A 21,127-nucleotide genomic window follows, 5' to 3' on the forward strand; every position below is an offset into this window, starting at 1 on the left:
TATTCCTTATACTGTATTACACGAAAAATAGCCAACCTAAAAACAGAATAATCAGCAGCAAAATACCACCTACTACAAATCGTTCTATCATCATCGTTTTTTGTCGTTTTGCCTTACGACTTTCATAGGTTAACCGTTGTTTCGGCGCCTCAATCAATTCCTGTTCTCGAAAGGCATCAGTCTTCTCTTGTTCTTTTGATACCATTCTGCGTTTGGGAATCGTCAAGGATTCACCCATTCTATTTTTAAAAGTATCCACCAATCGACGACTATCTAAGCCCAGTAGTTCACTATAATTTTTGATGAACCCTTTCGTGTACACACTACCTGGAATACGACTAAACTCATCATGCTCCAAGGCATGTAGGTAGGCTACTTTTATATGTAATACATCTTCAATTTGTTCTAATGTTAAACCGCGTCGTTGACGCTCACGTCTAAGTTCTTCGCCAATCGATGCCATAGAACCTCCTATACATATAGGTGCCATCTACATAACGCAAATGGCACACTACTCTAATCTACTGTAAAATTTGGGAAATATAGTTCTCTAATTTGGTCTTCTCCCATTAAAATATCGCGACCTTTACTACTATTCGTAGGAGGTCCAATAATTTTCATATCTTGCATAGTATCGATTAAACGACCGGCTCTAGAAAAACCAACTCGTAATCTACGTTGCAAAATAGAGGCTGACGCACTACGTTGTTCTAGTACAATTTGTACAGCTCGCTCCAACAATTCATCCTGTTCCTCATCACTGCTGACGGCATCAGAACTTTCAGCACCTTTATCTGTTTCTGCCATCATCACTTCATCATATTCTGGCTGACCTTGTCCTTTGACAAAAGCAATCAATTCTTCCACCTCTTCATCAGAAATGAATGCCCCTTGAATACGAATTGGTTTATTCGCTCCTATAGGATTAAATAACATATCGCCACGACCTAATAGACGTTCTGCTCCTGCTTGGTCCAAAATGGTGCGAGAATCAATTTGAGTAGCCACTGTGAAAGCAATACGACTCGGCACATTAGCTTTAATTTTGCCTGTAATCACATCCACCGATGGACGTTGCGTTGCCAATACCATATGAATCCCTGCGGCACGTGCTTTTGCGGCTAATCGGTCAATGGATTCTTCCACATCTGGATTGGTCATCATCAAATCAGCTAACTCATCGATAATAATTAAAATGAGAGGCATCGATTTGGTTGGATTTTGCTTATTATAGCTAGCCACATTACGCACGCCTGCTGTGGCTAATGTCATATAGCGGGCATCCATTTCACGAACTGCCCATCGTAATACAGCAGCTGCTTTATTCATATCTGTTACCACCGGCAACATCAAGTGCGGAATACCGTTATACACGGATAACTCTACCATTTTAGGGTCCACCAAAATCAGTTTCACTTCATCTGGCTTACGACTAAATAAGATGCTAGAGATCAATGTATTGACACAAACAGATTTACCAGACCCCGTGGATCCAGCCACCAATAGATGTGGCATTTTAGCCAAGTCCGTAATAACCGGCATGTCTGCAATATCTTTACCAAGTCCTACCGGAATACCACCACTCGCTTGTTGGAACTCTTCACAGTCCAATACATCTCGTAAATGAACAGCAGACACATTTTTATTAGGAATTTCAATGCCTACTGCAGACTTTCCTGGTATAGGTGCTTCCATACGAATATCAACGGCTGCCAAGCTCATTTTTAAATCATCTTGTAAACCCATAATTCGGCTTACTTTTGTCCCTTTCGCAGGTTCTAATTCATAACGTGTTACCGTTGGACCTTGGGTGGCATTCACCACTTTTGCTGTAATACCAAAATTATCTAATGTTTCTTCTAGTAAGACTGCATTATGAGCCACTTCTTCACTGGTCACAGGATTGGATTTTCCCTGTGAAAGCATCGTCAACGGAGGATATTGATAAGGCTTTTCTATCGTCCTAGGACGCGCCACACCATCCGTGTTCACAGCTACTGCTGCAGTATCTTCTTTCGTAGTTTCAATGGTTGGTACTTCTACCAAGGATCCTACATAATTAGTAGTTTGCAAAAATGATGGAGGTTTTATAGGTTCTAAATTTATAGACTCTTCTGGTACATAAGAGTCTTCGTCCACATCTGTGGTCTCCCTATCTTCCCATATATCCTGTAAAGAAGCATCGTCTGTGATAGGTTCCTCTGCTCGATCTACCACTGGAGAATCCTCTAGTGCCTGCACCATAGAAGTACTAGTCACTATCTCATCTTCAAGTAGTTCTGGCTCTGGAATATGGTTATGTGTAGTATCATCTTCTTCCATTTCAGTAAAATCTGCTTCCATCTGTGTATTGGAAGCGATTACTTCTTCCTCTGGTGTGGGGTTTACCGTTTCTTCTAGGTTTGATACCTGTGTTCTCTGAACTTCCTCAATCGCTTTTTCAGTAGATTCAGCACCAGTTTTTTCGGTAATTACATCAACATCAGATTCCAATTCTATATCAAACATATCCTCTTCTATTTTAGGATACCTAGTGTCTTTTTCACGATCATAGGCCTTACGACGTTCTTCACGCCATTCATGTACTTGTTCACGAATGGCACTAGCTGTTTCTGTTGCTTTTTCTTGCGCTATTTCGAGCCCCACACTAGCCTTATCCTTCGCTTTATGCAAGCCTTCACGGAGAGATAATTTTGTAATCCCCAATACACAAGCAAGGCCAAGAATGGATGTCACTAAAATGCCACCAATATTCCCTAATAAATTTCTTAAAAAAACTCCTAACAAACCACCTAGTACACCGCCATTATTTGCTAATGTTGTGGTTCCTAATTCATCTCCATTATCGACATTCCACAGTACCAGTTGCGCTAATACAACAAGTAATAACGCTGTATATAGCAATCCTTTTCTTGTAATTGATGCCAATGACCCTTTATAAAGCCAGCACCAACCATTGTATAGAACCCATATAGCTACAACCCAACCACCTAGGCCAAAACCATAAGAGAAAATACCACTGATAATACTTCCTAAGGCCCCCAGTTCAATACCGGCCATACCTACAAGTGCTAATATAGCAAAACACATGAGAAGTAAGCCTTTTACCTCAGTGCGAATCCCCTTAGGCTGCGATTTAGTTCCCCTAGTGCTACCTCGTTTATCTTCTTTAAGAGGCGTAGAACGTTTCGATTGTATCTTTTGTCCCCTTCTTGGGGCCTTACCTTTCTTTTCCTCTACCATCTTCCACTCCAAAACTCTGTTTCTATCATATACCTTAGCACTTTATTATACCATTTTCACCTATGAAAGTATATCGAATATTCTCAAAGCTGAGCCTTCTCACAAGAAAATAACCTTATCCTTTACGTGCTTTCCAAGCTTTCACAAGTTCCTCTTCACAACCACGTTCTAAAGGGGTATAGAATGTCTCACCTACTAAGGTGTCTGGTAAATACTGTTGCTCCACATAACCATTAGGATAATCCTGTGCATAGCGATAGCCAACTCCATGTCCTAATTGTTTAGCACCTCCATAATGAGCATCTCGTAAATGCTTCGGCACCTCACCTTGCTCTTTATGGCGCACCGCATGGATAGCTGCATCAATTCCTAGGTAGGCACTATTACTCTTAGGTGCTAAAGCTACATATACAGCAGCCTCTGATAATATAATGCGCGCCTCTGGTAGGCCCACCATATGGGATGCTTGGGCCGCTGCATTTGCCACTACCAAGGCTTGTGGATCTGCCAGTCCTACATCTTCTGCCGCACAAATAACGATGCGTCTAGCAATAAATACAGGATCCTCTCCTGCCTCAATCATACGAGCTAAATAATATAGCACCGCATCTGGATCAGAGCCACGCATACTTTTAATGAAAGCAGAAATTACATCATAGTGATTATTCCCCTTCTTATCATACCGATACACTCGTCGACCTAGTACTTTTTCTATAATTTCTACGGTAATTTCTCCACCAGATCGAACCATAGCCCCCACTTGCTCCAGAATATTTAAAGCCATACGGGCATCTCCATCTACAAAGCGGCCTATATCCTCTAATAGATCGTCTGTCACAATCAGCGCTTTCTTACCTAGACCATACTCTTCATCTGTTAAAGCACGACGTAAGATAGCCACTAATGCCGTAGCATCTAATCGCTCTAGAGTAAGCAAGCGCAATCGAGATAAAAGAGGTCGATTCACTTCAAAGAAAGGATTCTCTGTGGTAGCACCAATTAAAATGATTTGACCACTTTCCACTGAAGGCAACAATACATCTTGCTGACTTTTATTGAAGCGATGAATTTCATCTAAGAATAAAATTGTCCTCTGATGCAAAGATGTACGAATACGCATCGCTTCTTCAATAGTACTTCGAAGTTCACCAATCCCCACATTGGTCGCATTAAGCATAACAAAACGACTACTAGTTAGCTCCGAAATAATTTTGGCTAACGTAGTCTTACCTGTCCCAGATGGCCCATATAGCAATAAGGAGGGTACCTTATCTTCTTCAATCATAGAGCGAAGAAATGTTCCAGGCCCTACTACTTGTTCTTGTCCAAAGAAATGGTCCAATGAACGTGGTCGCATGCGGACCGCCAAGGGTTCAAATGGATCTACTGGTTCCATATTCTCAAACAAATTCATCCTTACACCTCCCTATATTTACCATCATATATTGATAACTACTACCGTGCATGCAGTAGTACATACATATATATATTTATACATAGTTGATGCCCGAGCTTCCTTCTTAGTAGCCTTATTGAACAATTCCTGTATAGTTTACAAAATCACGTTGAGCAACAAACTTGTAGAAACCTGATGTTACAACAAATATTATCTGTACATTATTATACATGCATCCAGTTATATAGTCTATATGTTCTTATTAATGCAAAAAAAATAAACCACCATAAGGCGGTTATAAAGGCCCCACTATGCCGTATCCATACCGTGTTTTGATCCTGCAAGGGCAGGTGGGTTTCCTCCTTGTAAGATTACAGTCCTCGTAGAGGCAGAGCGCCCTTACAAGAGTGAGAATCCCTAAGTTAAAATGTTGGCTCAAAACTGCGATATAACACGCACATAGCAGGAATTTCTTTACTCATAGTATAGCAGAAAGGAACGGTCATTTCAAGAAGAAATACACCGTCCCTTTCCTTAAAAGTATATCAATTTTCTATTGGACAAATTCGATTATACTAATTTTTCTTTTGCCACATCTGTTTTGATATGTAATTCACGCAATTGTTTTGGTGCTACCTCAGATGGAGCTTGGCTCATCAAATCAGATGCACTTTGTGTTTTAGGGAATGCAATCACGTCTCGGATGGATTGACGTTTCGCCATCAACATCACCAAACGGTCTAAACCGAAAGCACAACCACCATGTGGAGGAGCACCGTATTCAAAGGCATCTAACATAAAGCCAAATTTAGAACGACTTTCTTCTGTGCTTAAGCCGATCGCATTGAATACTTTTTCTTGTACATCAGATTGATAAATACGGATGGAACCACCACCGATTTCCACACCATTCAATACCATGTCGTAAGCGATGGCTTTTACAGCACCTGGATCTGTGGCTAACAAGTCCATATCCTCTTCACGTGGAGATGTGAACGGATGATGCATTGCCACAAAGCGTTTATCTTCCTCGTCGTATTCAAACATAGGGAAATCAGTTACCCATAAGAAGGCCAATTTGTTTTCATCAATTAATCCGCGGCGTTTACCCATTTCAAGACGTAATTCGCCAAGAGCTTTCGCAACCACAGCTGGTTTGTCCGCAATCATCAATACCAAGTCACCTGGGTCTGCGTTCATTTTTGCACCGATGTTACGAATAGTATCTTCACCTAAGAATTTCATGATTTGAGATTTGATTGTGCCATCTTCATTGAAACAAGCCCAAGCCAAACCTTTGGCACCATAGATACCTACGAAGTTTGTCAAATCATCTAATTCACGACGTGGAATACCTGCATAACCTTTTACAACGATACCTTTTACTTGACCGCCATTGTCGATAACGGAGCGGAATACTTTGAACTCTGTATCTTGCACACAGTCAGTTACATCTGTAAACTTCATATCAAAACGGATATCCGGTTTATCAGAACCATATTGATTCATCGCATCATCCCAAGTCATGCGAGGCATTGGTAATGGAATTTCCACATCTTGTGCCGCTTTAAATACATGGGCAATCATTTGCTCTTGCATGTTCAAGATTTGCTCTTGGTTCATGAAGCTCATTTCGATGTCCAATTGTGTAAATTCAGGTTGACGGTCTGCACGTAAATCTTCATCACGGAAACAACGAGCAATTTGGAAATATCTTTCATAGCCAGCAACCATCAAAATTTGTTTGAAAATTTGTGGAGATTGTGGCAATGCATAAAATGTACCAGGATTTACACGAGATGGAACTAAGTAGTCACGAGCTCCTTCTGGTGTACTTTTTGTCAACATTGGTGTTTCAATTTCCAAGAAACCATTGTTGTCAAAGAAATCGCGCATCGCTTTTGTCACTTTATGACGCAAGATCAAGTTTGCTTGCATTTCTGGACGGCGAAGATCTAAATAGCGATATTTTAAACGAATATTTTCATCTACATCGATATTGTCTTGAATATAGAATGGAGGTGTTTTCGCTGCATTCAATACACGTAACTCTTCACAGTACATTTCATATTTACCAGTTGGTAAATTAGGATTCACAGCCGCTGCATCACGTTCTGTAATTGTACCGCGTACGCACAATACATATTCATTACGTACATCTTCTGCTTTATGGAAGGACTCCATATTATGATCAGGAGATGCCACGATTTGCACAACCCCAGAGCGGTCACGTAAATCAATAAAAATCAATCCACCATGATCACGACGGCGCTCTACCCAACCGCAAAGAACCACTTCTGTTCCTACTTGTTCTGCACCGATAGTTCCACAATGATGTGTACGGTGTAAACCTTTCATAGTTTCCATTCTAATTTCCTTTCACTAACTCAGTTATACGGTTTGTAATCTCAGCTAAGGATACTGTTTCTTGTTCAGATGTATCCATATATTTTAAGATGACCTTACCTTCAGCTAATTCATTATCACCAATTATAATAACATATTTTGCGTTAATTTTGTTAGCATACTTCATTTGGCTCTTCATAGATTTACCAGAACCTTCCATTTCTGCTTTTACATAGGCATTACGCAGGGTATTTGTAATTCTGAAAGCCTCTTTTTGTGCCATTTCTCCTAATGCCACTACGAAGACGGAATCTTCTTGTGTTGGTTCTGGTAATAAGCCTTGTTTTTCTAGAGCCAACAATAACCGTTCCATACCCATCGCAAAGCCTACCGCAGGTGTATGTGGTCCATCTAGTTCTTCTACTAGACCATCATAACGACCACCACCAGCAACAGCACTTTGAGACCCCAATGGAGTGTACTGTACTTCAAAAGCAGTTTTCGTGTAATAGTCTAACCCGCGAACCAAGCGTGGATTTAAACTGAATTTCTCGCCAGCTGCTGTTAAGTATTCTTTCACATGATGGAAATGATCTTGACACTCTTCACATAAATTATCACTTAACTCCGGAACACCTACTGCCAATTGTTGGCACTTTTCTTCTTTACAATCAAGGATACGCAATGGATTCTTGTATAAGCGGCTTTGACACAGTTCACATAGTTCTTCTTTTTTTGGTTCAAAGAAAGCAATTAATTTCTCTCTATACGCAGGGCGACACGTTGGACAACCTACAGAGTTTACTTCTACATTCAAATCTTTTAAACCTAGGTCACGCAATAATTGCAACACCAAAGAGATACATTCCGCATCAGCACTTGGAGCTTGTGTACCCAATAATTCTACCCCAAATTGATGGAATTGACGATAGCGACCAGCTTGCGGCTTATCGTGACGGAACATAGGACCAATATAGAACCATTTTGTAATCGATTCTTGTCCATAAATTTTATTTTCTAAATAAGCCCGTACTGCAGATGCCGTTCCTTCTGGACGCAATGTATAGGATTGATCTTTTTTATCTCCTGTAGGAAAGGAATACATTTCTTTTTGTACGATATCTGTAGTTTCTCCAATACCGCGTAAAAATAAGCCTGTTTCTTCAAACATAGGCGTACGAACTTCTTCAAATCCATAGGTCTTACATAATCGACGAATGGTATTTTCAATATAGTACCAATTTCCAAGAACACTCGGCAATAAATCTTGTGTCCCTCTTGGTTTTTGAATAGCCACTAGCTGTCCCTCCAATGTTCATTACTTAGTAAATCGCGTTTCTCTAATAGTCGTTGTATATCTTGAATATACGTATCTACATCTTTCGGCATGTATTGTTTTTGTTGTCTAAAATCACTGCCACCTATCCATTTAGAGACACTACCTGGTCCTATAGAAAGTATGGACTGACGTTCTTCTATCATTTGTATATTATAAATGCTTTCATAGTTTGGCAAGGTGTAGCCAATGTTCTCCATTTGCCCCACCATGTATTGTTGACGATACATATAGTATGGTATATATCCTAATTGCAATAATGCTTCATGGGTTTCATTTAACATGGTTTGGACCATATCCTCAGAAGGAATCTCTTTGGCAAAGCTACTTCCATATAAAGGACTACCTTTTTTCAACGCTAAGGTATGGACAGTTACATTATGAGGACGTAACTGCTCAATGTATTGCACATTCTCTTCCATATTTTTTACTGTTTGACGTGGTAATCCTGCAATAAAATCCATATTGATAGAACAATTTGTGTGACTCGCCACATACTCATAGATAGATAAAAATTCTGCAACGCTGTGACCACGGCCAATGATACGCAACAAATCATCCTGCATCGTTTGGGGATTCAAGCTAACCCTAGTAACACCCGCATCTACAATAGATTGAACCTTGTTAGCATTCAATGAGTCAGGACGCCCGGCTTCTACAGTAAACTCACGGCCCTTTGGAATCACATCTCCCAATGCATGCACAATATGGTGAAAGTCTCCATCTTCTAAACTGGTTGGAGTTCCTCCACCCATGTATAACGATTGTACCTCTAAACCATGTGTTTTAACAAGTCTTTTCAAGTGTTCTATGTCACGATGATAGACATCCACAAAGTCCTGTATCTTTCCATAATTCTGAATAAGTCCATAGGGAAAGGAACAATAGGTACAATGAGTTTCACAGAAAGGAATACCACTATACAAACTAATCCCCTTAGGAGATTGTTGTACATGTGCTACATACGGGCGTTCCAGTACTGCCACTTGCTCTAATAATTTCCACTTCACATGACTAATACTATGGGTACTTTCCAGTTCTTGCCGAACCTTCTCTAAATCACCTAAAGAGTCCCATAGTTTATGAGTCAACTTTGTAGGGCGTACGCCTACTAAAGTGCCCCATAAACTAGTCCTCACACCCAATATACGTCTAAGCTTTGATAAGACTTCTCTTCCTATCAGTTTCCGACCTTCCACAGTGTCTTTTCCAGAAATAGACCATATATGAAGATAGTCTGCGTATAACTCTGATGGTCTCTGTATACCAGTCTCCAATAGCTCTTCTTGTACTCTAGTATGGCAGAACAACTGTACTACCAACTGTGTACCATCAGTATCTGCCTCTAGTTCACTGATAATATCCCCAAATTGTACTAACACACTCGGAGTAGACTCATTTTGCCTATACTCTATGGGAAATAGACCTTGTACATAAGGACTAGAGCCAGATTCCCTAATATCCGATACATATATAATAAAGTCAGGGTTGTCTTTCGATGAAAACAATCCCACTGCACCACATTGATGAGCTATGACAGAACCTAACTCCATAGGTCCTTCATAGCTATATGTATTATGCATGTTCTTTTTCAGATTCTGCTTGTTTTGCCTTTTCATGACATTCGCCACAGAAACCGTATACTTTTAATTGATGGTCTGTGGTATGGAAGTTCAATTTTTTAGCGATAATGGATTCTAATGTTTCCAACATATCATCTTCAAATTCTTTCACGCAGCCACACTTAACACAAATCAAATGATGATGGAAATGAGATAATTCATCGCTATTTAATTCATAGCGATTACGACCATCACCAAAATCCAAACGTTTCACTAAGTCTAACTCAGTGAATAAGTCCAATGTACGGTAAATCGTAGCTAAACCAATATCTGGATTGTTCTTTTTCACTAAAATATACACATCTTCTGCACTTAAGTGCTTTTCTTCTGCTTCAATGAACGTTTGTAAGATAATTTGACGTTGTGTTGTTAATTTATATTTTTTATCTTTAATACGCTCTTTTAATTTTTCCATTGTTGCTTGTACTTCCATTGCTTTATCCATGATGTTCCTCTTTCTGTAAACTATAATATTTATTAAAATACCACAACCGTTTTGCTATAATTTGTGCTACAGCTGTCAATGGCACGGCAGTCATCATACCGATCATACCAAAGAAATAGCCTCCCACAAAAATGGCTGTAATAATAACTAATGGGGGAAGATTAATAACATGCCCCATAATCTTGGGCATAATAATTTGTCCATCTAGCACTTGCAAGATCCCATATGTAATGGCAACTTTAACGGCTAGAGGACCACTAATAACAGCGGCTAAAATAATGGCTGGCGCTGCACTAATAAATGGTCCAATAATAGGAATCCACTCCGCGATACCCGCTAATACTGCTAATACAAGAGGATACGGCAAATCGTAGCAATAGCATACGATAAATGTAAGGCAAAACATATTACTTGCTAATAGTAATTGTCCCCGTAAATATCCTCCTAAAGTACGAATAATATCATTCACTACGTCTTCCAAATGAGCTGAAGTAGGGCTGGAAAAAATATTTAATATAGCCCGTTTAATACTACGTCCATCTTTCAGTAAATAAAATGTTAAAATCGGTACTAATAACAATTGTAATAAGGTACTAGCAAAGGACACGATAGCAAGCACACCACGTTGTGCTAAATCCACTCCATAATTACCAATCGTAACTAAAGTTGAATTAATCACACCTTCAAATTGATGTGGTATGATACTTTCACCATCGATACCTTGTAATCCTTTTACCACTTCTACAAATTGGTCTAATACATATGGTAAGTTAATTAATAATTTTGTTAATTCACTAATTACTGGTACCATCACATATCGAACCAACACGGTAGATACGAGTGCCACTACCACGAAAGATGGAATAATAGCTAACCATCGTGGGCATTGTTTCCAATACTTTCGAATATATTGTTGCGTCATATTTACCCAAGGCCATAAGAGCAAGGTTAAAATAATAGCAATCACTAAGGGAATCACTACCGGTAATGCAATCGTTAGACCTATACTCGCTAAAATCAGTAAAATACAGCGTAGCCAATATTGTATAGATTTATCTCCCATCCTATCACCTACCGTACAAATGGATTAAATTGCTTTTCATCGCCAATTGTTGTTTCTGGTCCATGTCCAGGATAGACCTTTGTATCTTCTGGCAATGTATATAGCTTTTCTTTAATCCCCTTACTTAATACGTCAAAATCTCCATTAGGAAAATCCGTCCTGCCTATTGACCCTTGGAACAAGGTATCCCCTGCCAGTAAAGTTCCCTCTGTGTAATAACATACTCCACCTGGTGTATGACCTGGTGTTTCAATCACAGTAAAGGTAGTGTCACCTAAGGAAATCGTATCGCCCTCTTTTACATAGCGTACATCATCTACTTCTGCTGTAATATAGCGACCAGAATGAGCACTCAAATTCACCGTTGGATTCGTCAAACATTCCGCATCGCCTTCGTGAATATATACTGGCACATGGTACGCATCCACCAACGTTTTTACAGCCCCAATATGATCACTGTGCCCATGAGTTAATAAAATACCTTGCACCTTAAATTCGTGACTATCTAGAATTTCTTTTAACTTTTCTCCTTCGTCACCTGGATCAGTTACAAGGCACGTATTATCTGCTTCATTATGCGCAATGTAACAATTCGTTCCATACGCCCCTAAGGGCATATAATATAACTTCATTTCTTAACTCCATTAAAACTCTTTACTACTCTCTAATAGAATCGTCACAGGTCCATCATTGACCAATGCTACTTGCATATGAGCTTGAAATTGACCTGTACTCACGATTAAGCCTTTTCCTTTGAAAGCCTCTACTAGCTCCAAATATAAGCGCTCTGCCATCTCTGGTGGAGCTGCTTTCATAAAATTCGGTCGACGCCCCTTACGCGCATCTCCGTAGAGAGTGAATTGCGAAACTACGCACACCTCACCACCTACATCTAATACGGATAGGTTCATCTTATCCTGTTCATCTTCAAAAATGCGTAAGTGGCTTACCTTTTCACAAATATATTGTACATCCTCTATTGTATCCGTATCTGTTACGCCTACTAGTACTAAAAGACCTTGCTTCGTACTACCAATAACAGACTCATCTACGGTAACCGAAGAAGAACTCACACGTTGTACAACGGCTCTCATGCTTTCCCTCCTCGATGGACTGAATATACATCTTTCACTCGACGTAACTTCGTCATCACATAATCGAGTTGTGACAAATCTTTAATATCTAACATTAAATGAATGGTTACATCTTTTGCATCGTCAGTTTTCGCATTAATATTGGAAATGTTAATTTTCATTTCTGACAAGACTGCCATCACTTCCATTAACAAACCACTGCGATCATAGGCATGCACGGACACACTTACTTGGAATTGATCCTGTGTAGCTCCTTCCCAATCGACTTCTATCATACGATTCAAATCATCTGGGGTATGACCAATATTGGTACAATCTGCACGATGTACAGAAACGCCTCGGCCTCTCGTAATATAGCCAATAATGTCGTCTCCTGGTACAGGATTACAGCAACGAGCCATACGAACCATCACACCAGCTTCACCTTTTACAAGAACACCACTGCTACTTTTCTTAGATTTTCCTTGATGTACTTTAAGACGGTCGATGACAGCCATCGTATCTTTTCGCTGCTCTTCCTTAGCGACTTCCTGCTTATGAATGTCCACTAATCTGAGCAATACTGTATTCACTGAAAGTCCACCAAATCCAACGGCAGAGTACAGCTCAGCTTCGCCGCCAGCATTCAAAGATTTTCCAATCTTTTCTAGGCGACCATTTTTTGTTAAGTCCTTCCAATCATAGCCTAAGCGTTTCGCTTCTTTTTCTAATAGTTCGCGACCTTTGACGATATTTTCTTCTTTATTTTCACGCTTAAACCAGTTTCGAATCTTTGTCTTACTTTCTGTAGAGCCGACAATATTTAACCAGTCTAACCGTGGTTTCCCATTTTTAGAAGTGACGATTTCAACGATGTCACCATTTTGCAATTCATAATCCAAAGGAACAATCTTGCCATTAATTTTGGCTCCTACACATTTATTCCCCACATCGGTATGAACACGATACGCAAAATCCAGTGGCACTGTGCCTTTCGGTAACTTCATAACGTCGCCTTTTGGGGTAAAGACGAATACTTCCCCTGTAAAGACATCCAGTTTCAAAGCGTTAAGCAATTCTTTCGGATCGCTTGCATCTTGCCACTCAAGAACATGACGAATCCAGCCTACCTTTGCATCAAAATCAGCTTCTGCTTTCCCTTTATTACCTTCCTTATATCGCCAATGGGCGGCTACACCATATTCAGATACACGATGCATATCCCAAGTACGAATTTGAATTTCTACAGGCTGACCTTTTGTACCGATAACTGTGGTATGCAAGGATTGATACATATTCGACTTCGGCATCGCAATATAATCTTTAAAGCGATACGGCAAAGGTTTCCACAAACTATGTACTGTACCTAGCACAGCATAACAATCTGGAATTGTATCTACGATGACTCGAACGGCATACAAATCATAAATTTGAGATAAATCTCGATTGTCCTTTTTCATTTTCTTATAAATACTATAAAAGTGTTTGGGACGACCTTTTACATCTGCTTTAATATGAGCATGTTCCAAAGCATCTTTCAAAGTATTCATAGTATCATTTACAATATCCTCACGAGCTTGTCGTTTTTCACTCATCTGTTGTACTAGGTCATAATATTTTTCTGGTTCTAAATAACGGAACGATAAGTCCTCTAGTTCCCATTTAATATTAAAAATACCTAAGCGATGTGCCAATGGCGCAAAAATTTCTAACGTTTCTTGGGCTATACGTTGTTGTTTATCGGGACGCATATGCTTTAAGGTACGCATATTGTGTAATCGGTCCCCTAGCTTGATGACCACTACACGCACATCTTTTGCCATGGCCAAAATCATCTTTCGATAATTTTCAATTTGCTGTTCTTCTTTTGTTTGATACTGAAATTGATTTAGTTTTGTAACCCCATCTACCAAGAATGCCACTTCTGGTCCAAATTGTTCTTCTATTTCCTCTAAGCTTATCTCTGTATCTTCCACTACATCATGTAATAAAGCAGATACCAAGGTAGATCGATCAATTTGTAGTTCGCTCAATATGGTGGCAACCCCTAAAGGGTGCAAGATATACGGTTCTCCAGAAGCCCGTTTTTGCGATGCATGCGCTTTATCTGCCAGTGCAAACGCACGCTCTATGACTGGCCAGTCTTCTTCTGGTAAATAGGACCGAACACGATCCATAAATTGTCCATATTCTCGTTCTTTATTAAATGTATGCTCCTGAGGGGTACTTATAGTACTTACCATTATGATCCCTCCTGACTATAAGTCATAAACGTCAACGATGTGTGAAGTTCCAACTTTTGTTGCACATTCACCCAACGATACACATGACGTCCATCATCCAATGCTTCCTCTTTTAGAATGCCTAAATCTTTAAATACATCTAAAGCAAGGATTGCTTCTCGCGAAGTCATTTCTTGTGGCTTACACTCTAATGCTTCTCGCTCCACTATATACTTTGGTGCTGTAGGAGACCGGAAAATATGTTTTACCACAGTATACATCTTGCGTAAGCTATCTACTTCTAGTCGTTCTCTTTGTTGTGAAAGTGGTTCCAAGTCTTGCACAATGAGTTGTGGTGTCACCACGCCTTGCCATTCATTTTTCTGCAAAGAAAACGCTACTTTTACAGGGTCATCTGCAAAGATTTCCTGCATATAATGCGCTCCTTGCCAAGCCACCGCATCAATGGGGCCCTGTTGACCTTGCAAGATAATTTTACAATGATTTTTTTGAAATCCCATAGGGTACAGATTCTGCACACGAATCTTAGGAAGTGCAAACACAGGCGTACTATTCCCCATACCATAAGGCTCTAAAGTAGCTATTTGATCAATTAACTCAATGCTAATATCATCGCTATGCATAGCACCATCAACGGTGACAATAGGAATATAATCTTCTTCTGTTAATTGTTTACGGCAAAACTCACTAGCTTTTTCACGTAAGGCATCAATATGCTCTGCTTGTACACTAAATCCTGCCGCCTGTGCATGTCCACCAAACTGTATTAATGTATCTCCCGCAAAGGTTAACATATCATACATATTACAATGATCAATACTACGACAGGAGCCTTTACCAATTCCATCATGAATACTAATCACCATAGTCGGTTTATAAAAGGCTTCTACCAAACGGGACGCAACGATACCGATAACTCCAGGATGCCAGCCTTCGCCTGCCACTACAATACATTGATCCGCCAAACTTCCTTGTGCTAATACCGATTGATACGCTTCTTCAAAAATAGCTCGTTCAATCTGTTGTCGCTCCGTATTTGTTTCTTGCAACTCTTCTGCAATTTCCATGGCCTCAACTAGGTCTGTGGTAATCAGTAATTCTACAGCTCGTGTCGCATGCGTCACCCGTCCTGCTGCATTTAATCTTGGCGCTAAGGTAAACCCAATATGGCCTGCAGATAGTACTTTTCCTTCTAAACCGGCCACTTGCACTAAGGCTTGAATCCCTACATTGGGAGACTCTGTCATCTTACGCAAACCTTCACGGACGATAATCCGATTTTCTCCCACTAAGGGAACTACATCAGCAACCGTGCCCAAGGCTACAATATCTAAGTCTTCTCGATATTCTTCACCAGTACGACGCTTCCATAAAGCTTGGCAGACTTTGAATGCCACACCTACGCCAGATAAGTTTTTATCTGTATAGGGACACTCTGGCTGTTTATGGTTAACCACCGCTGTAGCCCTTGGTATTTGCGGCGGTGATGTATGATGGTCTGTAATAATCATAGACACGCGATCTCTCACAGCTTCTACAATATCATAGGAACTAATACCGCAATCTACCGAAATAATTAAATCTGTTTTTTGAGCAATCAAATATTCCAAAGCTTCTAAGTTGAGACCATATCCTTCACTTTGTCGCTCTGGAATATAATAAGTTACATTCGCTCCTAATCGCGAAAAAAATCGGTACATTAGTGATGTAGCCGTAATACCATCTACATCATAATCTCCGTAAATGACAATGGACCCATTCATGGCTAAGACGCTTTCGATTTCTTCCACAGCCTGTGCCATTCCTTTTAACATAAAAGGATCTAATAAATCATCCATTGTGCTATATAAGAATGTTCGACCTTCTTCTACAGTGGTAATCCCACGGTTTACCAATAAATGAGAAACAATAGGATGCACTGCTAATCCAGAGGTCAATTGAGACTCTATTTCTTTTTGATGTTCGGCAATTTTCCAACGTTTGCCTTTTCGTTTATCTAGTTTCATACGTACCTCTTGGAGGGATATTTCTTTCATTATCATTATCATTATTATACATGAAAGTCCGAGCATTTTCAATAAGTATCATTATTAAAAATATAATAATTTACTTTTATTATTACATCTTATGACAAAAGTAGTGTTTATAATTAAATTTCTTCACTCTTCAATTATCAATTTCAAACTCTAAAACCCCACCATAACAAATGTGATGACTCCTCGTATATGAGCATCCCACACATTTAGCATAAAACAAAAAAAGGTTGTACCCAAATGCACGTACAGCATTTCAGTACAACCTAATCTAAAACCTATCCTAGGTCTAATTATATAGAATATGACATCCATCACTTCTATGAAGCCATATACTACCATCATTACAGAGAAATCATCTACTCATGCACTACGATGACTACACTGGAAGTATTTCCCTATCTACATCATCTTAGATGATTCCAAATAACTTCATGCTTAGGTTACCAAAGAAGAAATGGAAGATATAATTCAATACGGAAATATAAAATCCTACTTTCCACCAGGTCACTTGTGGCACGTAGTGACTGCCAAAGAAGATTGGTGTTACCCCAGAGCTATAATGTGTCAACGTACAGCCGGGGCTATTCATCAAGCCAAACATTAAAATTGCATAAGGAATTGGTGCTCCTAAGGCAATTAAGATAGACGCAAAGGCAGAAAATAAAGCTGTAATACGAGCGGTGCCGCTGGCGAAGAAATACTGCGAGTATACAAAGACTAACGAAATAATCAAGGCCGCCCACTCCCAAGACATACCACCTAACATAGTGCTGACGAATTTTGCAAAGACAGCTACAACGCCTAATTTACCAAGCAATCCAGCCATACCTACTAGAGTACCCATCCAGATTAAAATATCCCAACCTGTGGTTTCTTTCAAAATGTCATCCCATGTAAGGCATTCGCTAATGACACAGGCCAATACTGCCATAACCGCAATGACCGTCGCATGTAAACCTGTAATTGTCGTAGTAGACCACAATAGTATGGCCCCTACAAAGATAGCTGCTACCTTTTTCTCCATCGTCGTGATCGGACCTAGTTTATCTAACTCTTCACGAGCCATAGCTGGAGCTTCTGGTGTTTCTTTGATTTCAGGTGGGTAAATCTTATAAATAAACCAAGGCATGATAACCATACTGAGCAAACCAGGCAAGGCTCCTGCTAAAAACCACTCCCACCATGTCACAGTGTAGCCAAATAATTTTGCCCCTAAAGATGTAATCAACAAGTTACCACTACAAGCGGTCAAGAATACAGTCACTGTACAGGCATTTACTGTGTGAGCCGTAGTCATTAGGTAGGCTCCCATGCGACGTGCCGTTTCTCCTGGTCTCGAATCAAAGGCCATAGAAATATTTTGCACGATAGGATAGATAATACCACCTCCACGAGCTGTATTAGATGGAGTAGCGGGAGAAATAATTAAATCTGTCATCGCCAAGGCATAGGCTAAACGCAAGGTACTCGTACCGAACCAATGAATTAAGGTATACGCAATGCGTCGACCTAATCCAGAGTTAATGATCCCTCTAGAAAAGAAGATAGCGGATACGATAAGCCATACATTAGGCTCTGCATAGCCTAATAACGCTTCATTCATCTTAATCGAACTAGTAGCTACTGCCGCCGCAGATCCCATAAATGCCATTACCCCAGTGGGATATGGTCGTAGTATAAAGCCCACAATAGTAGCTGTAAAGATAGCTAATAAATGCCATCCTTGATCTGAAATTTCTGGCGTATGTGGCAAATACCATATGATCAGTGCCACAGCTACCACTCCCAATAGTCTTAGTAGTTTATCCATGTAGTATCATTCCTTTCTCTATTAACACAGATCCTCCAGAGGTAACAAAAAACCCAGCACCATAAGGGTACTGGGTTCTGTAATCGCCAAATTAACGTTTGGAGAATTGAGATGCTTTACGAGCTTTTTTAAGACCGTATTTTTTACGTTCTTTCATACGTGGGTCACGAGTTAAGAAGCCAGCCTTTTTAAGACCTTGACGAAGTTCGCCATCAACTTCTAATAATGCACGAGACACACCGTGACGAATTGCACCAGCTTGACCGGATGGACCACCACCAGCTACAGTTGCCACAACGTCGTATTGTTCTAAAGTGTTTGTTAATACCAATGGTTGTTTAACAATCAACTCAAGAGTTTGACGACCGAAATATTCATTTAATTCGCGTTTATTTACAGTGATTTTACCTGTACCCGGTACCAGACGAACTCTAGCAACGGAAGATTTTCTACGACCAGTGCCGTAGTATTGTGCTACTGCCATTATATGTTCCTCCTCCCGGTATTAACGGATATCTAATTCCAAAACTTCTGGTTTTTGAGCAGCATGTGGATGCTCTGCGCCAGCGTATACATTCAATTTACGGTATTGTTGTGCACCCAATTTATTTTTTGGAAGCATACCTTTAACTGCCATTTCGATTACACGTTCAGGATGTTTTTCCAACATCATAGCAAGTGTAGTGAAACGGGATCCGCCTGGATAACCAGAATGACGGAAATATTCTTTTTGTAATAATTTTTTACCTGTTACACGAACTTTTTCTGCGTTCACAACGATAACGTGGTCACCAGTGTCTGCATGTGGTGTAAAAGTTGGTTTATGTTTGCCCCGAAGAACTTTAGCAACTTCGGCAGCAAGACGTCCTAAAGTTTTACCTTCAGCGTCAACAACATACCATTTGCGTTCAATATTGTTCGCATTGGCCATAAATGTAGTTTTCATGCTGCTTTCCTCCTAATAACAAGAATGTATTAACAGAAGCAATTGCCACCTTCCGGGGCTAGTGGAAGTCCGTACAAATTGCTTACCGAAATATTATACTCAAAATACAATGGATATGTCAAGGATTATCGCAAAGATTTCTTCAACAACCAATCGATATCTGTCTTCTCTGGAGTCACAACAAATTGGTGTTCTCCAAATTTTTCAAATCCATAGCGTTTATAAAAATGTTGGGCTTTATAATTTTTCTCCCAAACGCCTAACCATGCCCAAGAAAAATTACCAGATTCAGCGATGCGCAAAGCTTTTTCAAACAAGGCTTTACCCACGCCTTGTCCATGGTACTCTTTGAGCACATATAGGCGCTGTACTTCAAAGGCATTCTCTAATTTACGCTCTGTTTGTGCGTCGCCCCAGTTTATTTTCAAATACCCCGCCAACACATCATCTACGTAAGCTAGATATGTTTCACTCTCGTCATGGTCCAACTCACGTTTCAATACATCATGGTTATAAGCCTCATCAAAGAAAGCCTGTAATTCCTCTTCCGTATTGTCATGACTGAAAGTTTCTCTAAATGTGTCTGCACACAAGTTAGACAATGCCGGAATATCTGTCTCTTGAGCTCTCACAACGGCGACAACAGAACCCATTGGTTCACGAGATTCCCCTAGAATGCGCACCTCTGGTTCCAACTGCACCCCATGAGCTGCATGAATCCGTTTTTGTACCTCATGAATTACACCTAGCACATCATTGGCTGTAGCGCCTCCACGATTGACCACAAATCCAGCATGCTTCATAGATACCTCTGCAGGCCCTACGGATAACCCTTTCAAACCTGTTTGGTCAATCAAAGTTCCTGCATAATATCCCGGTGGGCGCTTGAAGGTAGATCCTGCGCTGGCATGTTCCAATGGTTGTTTAGACTCTCGTTTTTCAGTAAGATCATCCATCCGTCCTTGGATATCCTCAGGATTTCCTTCCTGTAATTCCATAGTCACACGAACGATGATTTCATGGTTCTCATGAAAGCGGCTATGACGATAGGCAAACTGCAATTCTTCTCGGTTATAGTGGTGCAAGTGTCCCTGCATATCTACAGCATCTACACTGGTTACCACTTGATCCATCTCTCCATCATAGGCACCTGCATTCATGAATACAGCACCACCTAAACTACCAGGAATGCCGATGGCAAATTCTAAGCCGCTCAAACTTTCACATTGAGCATATTCAGATACTTCTTTCAAAGTATACCCTGCGCTCATAGTAATGGTTGTACCGTTGCGGTGTTGCTCCTCTTGCAATTCTTTCAAGCAAAGAACGACGCCACGCATACCACCATCTTGAATCAACACATTAGATCCTAGGCCTAGCACAAAAGGTTCTATGTTATGAGCATGTAATACACGCATGCAATCCTGCAATTCTTGTATAGAACGAGGTAGTACAAGTAGATCCGCAGGTCCTCCAATTTGAAAGGTCGTGAAAGGTGCTAACAGCGCATCCCTTTGAATGCGATCCAACGGAATCACCTGTTGCAATGCTTCCCATACAGCACTCAT

At 40.2% G+C, this 21,127-nt stretch carries 16 protein-coding genes, 1 other RNA gene and 1 pseudogene; all 18 read right to left on the reverse strand.

Translation table 11 applies throughout. The annotated features are described in order from the left end of the window. Nucleotides 1-16 precede the first annotated feature (16 nt). Nucleotides 17-463, reverse strand: a complete 447-nt coding sequence (locus EO112_RS03125) for a helix-turn-helix transcriptional regulator (RefSeq protein WP_009352901.1) — start codon at nt 461-463, stop codon at nt 17-19. Between the two features lie 53 nt (nt 464-516). After that, nucleotides 517-3,243 carry a DNA translocase FtsK gene (locus tag EO112_RS03130; protein WP_127162888.1) on the reverse strand — a complete coding sequence of 909 codons (2,727 nt, stop codon included), beginning with the start codon at nt 3,241-3,243 and terminating at the stop codon, nt 517-519. A 115-nt stretch (nt 3,244-3,358) separates the two neighbouring features. Beyond that, nucleotides 3,359-4,657, reverse strand: a complete 1,299-nt coding sequence (locus tag EO112_RS03135) for a replication-associated recombination protein A (protein ID WP_127010217.1) — start codon at nt 4,655-4,657, stop codon at nt 3,359-3,361. Nucleotides 4,658-4,938: 281 nt separating this feature from the next. Further along, nucleotides 4,939-5,111, reverse strand: a non-coding RNA gene (gene ssrS, locus EO112_RS03140) — 6S RNA. Nucleotides 5,112-5,209: 98 nt separating this feature from the next. Next, complete coding sequence (gene aspS, locus EO112_RS03145; RefSeq protein ID WP_127162890.1) at nt 5,210-7,006, reverse strand: aspartate--tRNA ligase; 1,797 nt, start codon at nt 7,004-7,006, stop codon at nt 5,210-5,212. 1 nt (nt 7,007) lies between these two features. Continuing rightward, on the reverse strand, nt 7,008-8,282 hold the full coding sequence (gene hisS / locus EO112_RS03150) for a histidine--tRNA ligase (protein ID WP_009352959.1): 1,275 nt from the start codon (nt 8,280-8,282) through the stop codon (nt 7,008-7,010). Beyond that, nucleotides 8,282-9,874, reverse strand: a complete 1,593-nt coding sequence (hemZ, locus tag EO112_RS03155; protein ID WP_127163027.1) for a coproporphyrinogen dehydrogenase HemZ — start codon at nt 9,872-9,874, stop codon at nt 8,282-8,284. Before hemZ ends, hisS begins: the two co-directional genes overlap by 1 nt. 22 nt (nt 9,875-9,896) lie before the next feature. Beyond that, nucleotides 9,897-10,388 carry a Fur family transcriptional regulator gene (locus tag EO112_RS03160; protein WP_009352981.1) on the reverse strand — a complete coding sequence of 164 codons (492 nt, stop codon included), beginning with the start codon at nt 10,386-10,388 and terminating at the stop codon, nt 9,897-9,899. Continuing rightward, the gene (locus EO112_RS03165) at nt 10,381-11,451 is read right to left on the reverse strand and encodes an AI-2E family transporter (protein WP_126940559.1); all 1,071 of its coding nucleotides are present in this window, start codon (nt 11,449-11,451) and stop codon (nt 10,381-10,383) included. The genes EO112_RS03160 and EO112_RS03165 overlap by 8 nt, the downstream gene beginning before the upstream one ends. Before the next feature lie 8 nt (nt 11,452-11,459). After that, nucleotides 11,460-12,083 (reverse strand): MBL fold metallo-hydrolase, encoded by a 624-nt coding sequence (locus EO112_RS03170; RefSeq protein WP_009353002.1) that lies wholly within the window; start codon nt 12,081-12,083, stop codon nt 11,460-11,462. A gap of 12 nt (nt 12,084-12,095) precedes the next feature. After that, nucleotides 12,096-12,545, reverse strand: a complete 450-nt coding sequence (gene dtd / locus EO112_RS03175; protein WP_009352832.1) for a D-aminoacyl-tRNA deacylase — start codon at nt 12,543-12,545, stop codon at nt 12,096-12,098. After that, on the reverse strand, nt 12,542-14,701 hold the full coding sequence (locus EO112_RS03180; RefSeq protein ID WP_369813337.1) for a bifunctional (p)ppGpp synthetase/guanosine-3',5'-bis(diphosphate) 3'-pyrophosphohydrolase: 2,160 nt from the start codon (nt 14,699-14,701) through the stop codon (nt 12,542-12,544). The genes dtd and EO112_RS03180 overlap by 4 nt, the downstream gene beginning before the upstream one ends. Nucleotides 14,702-14,766: 65 nt before the next feature. Further along, complete coding sequence (recJ, locus tag EO112_RS03185; RefSeq protein ID WP_009352811.1) at nt 14,767-16,773, reverse strand: single-stranded-DNA-specific exonuclease RecJ; 2,007 nt, start codon at nt 16,771-16,773, stop codon at nt 14,767-14,769. Between the two features lie 439 nt (nt 16,774-17,212). Next, nucleotides 17,213-18,613 carry a DASS family sodium-coupled anion symporter gene (locus EO112_RS03190; RefSeq protein ID WP_009352984.1) on the reverse strand — a complete coding sequence of 467 codons (1,401 nt, stop codon included), beginning with the start codon at nt 18,611-18,613 and terminating at the stop codon, nt 17,213-17,215. 91 nt (nt 18,614-18,704) lie between these two features. Beyond that, the gene (gene rpsI / locus EO112_RS03195) at nt 18,705-19,097 is read right to left on the reverse strand and encodes a 30S ribosomal protein S9 (protein WP_009352806.1); all 393 of its coding nucleotides are present in this window, start codon (nt 19,095-19,097) and stop codon (nt 18,705-18,707) included. Nucleotides 19,098-19,118: 21 nt separating this feature from the next. Then, nucleotides 19,119-19,559 (reverse strand): 50S ribosomal protein L13, encoded by a 441-nt coding sequence (gene rplM / locus EO112_RS03200; RefSeq protein ID WP_009352918.1) that lies wholly within the window; start codon nt 19,557-19,559, stop codon nt 19,119-19,121. Between the two features lie 125 nt (nt 19,560-19,684). Next, nucleotides 19,685-20,212: an N-acetyltransferase gene (locus EO112_RS08340; RefSeq protein WP_240629340.1), complete on the reverse strand. Its 528-nt coding sequence runs from the start codon at nt 20,210-20,212 to the stop codon at nt 19,685-19,687. 12 nt (nt 20,213-20,224) lie between these two features. Beyond that, a pseudogene (gene murB, locus EO112_RS08345) lies at nt 20,225-21,127 on the reverse strand (UDP-N-acetylmuramate dehydrogenase); the annotation flags it as partial.

The sequence above is a fragment of the Veillonella sp. VA141 genome (genome assembly GCF_003992175.1).
Classification (GTDB): domain Bacteria; phylum Bacillota; class Negativicutes; order Veillonellales; family Veillonellaceae; genus F0422.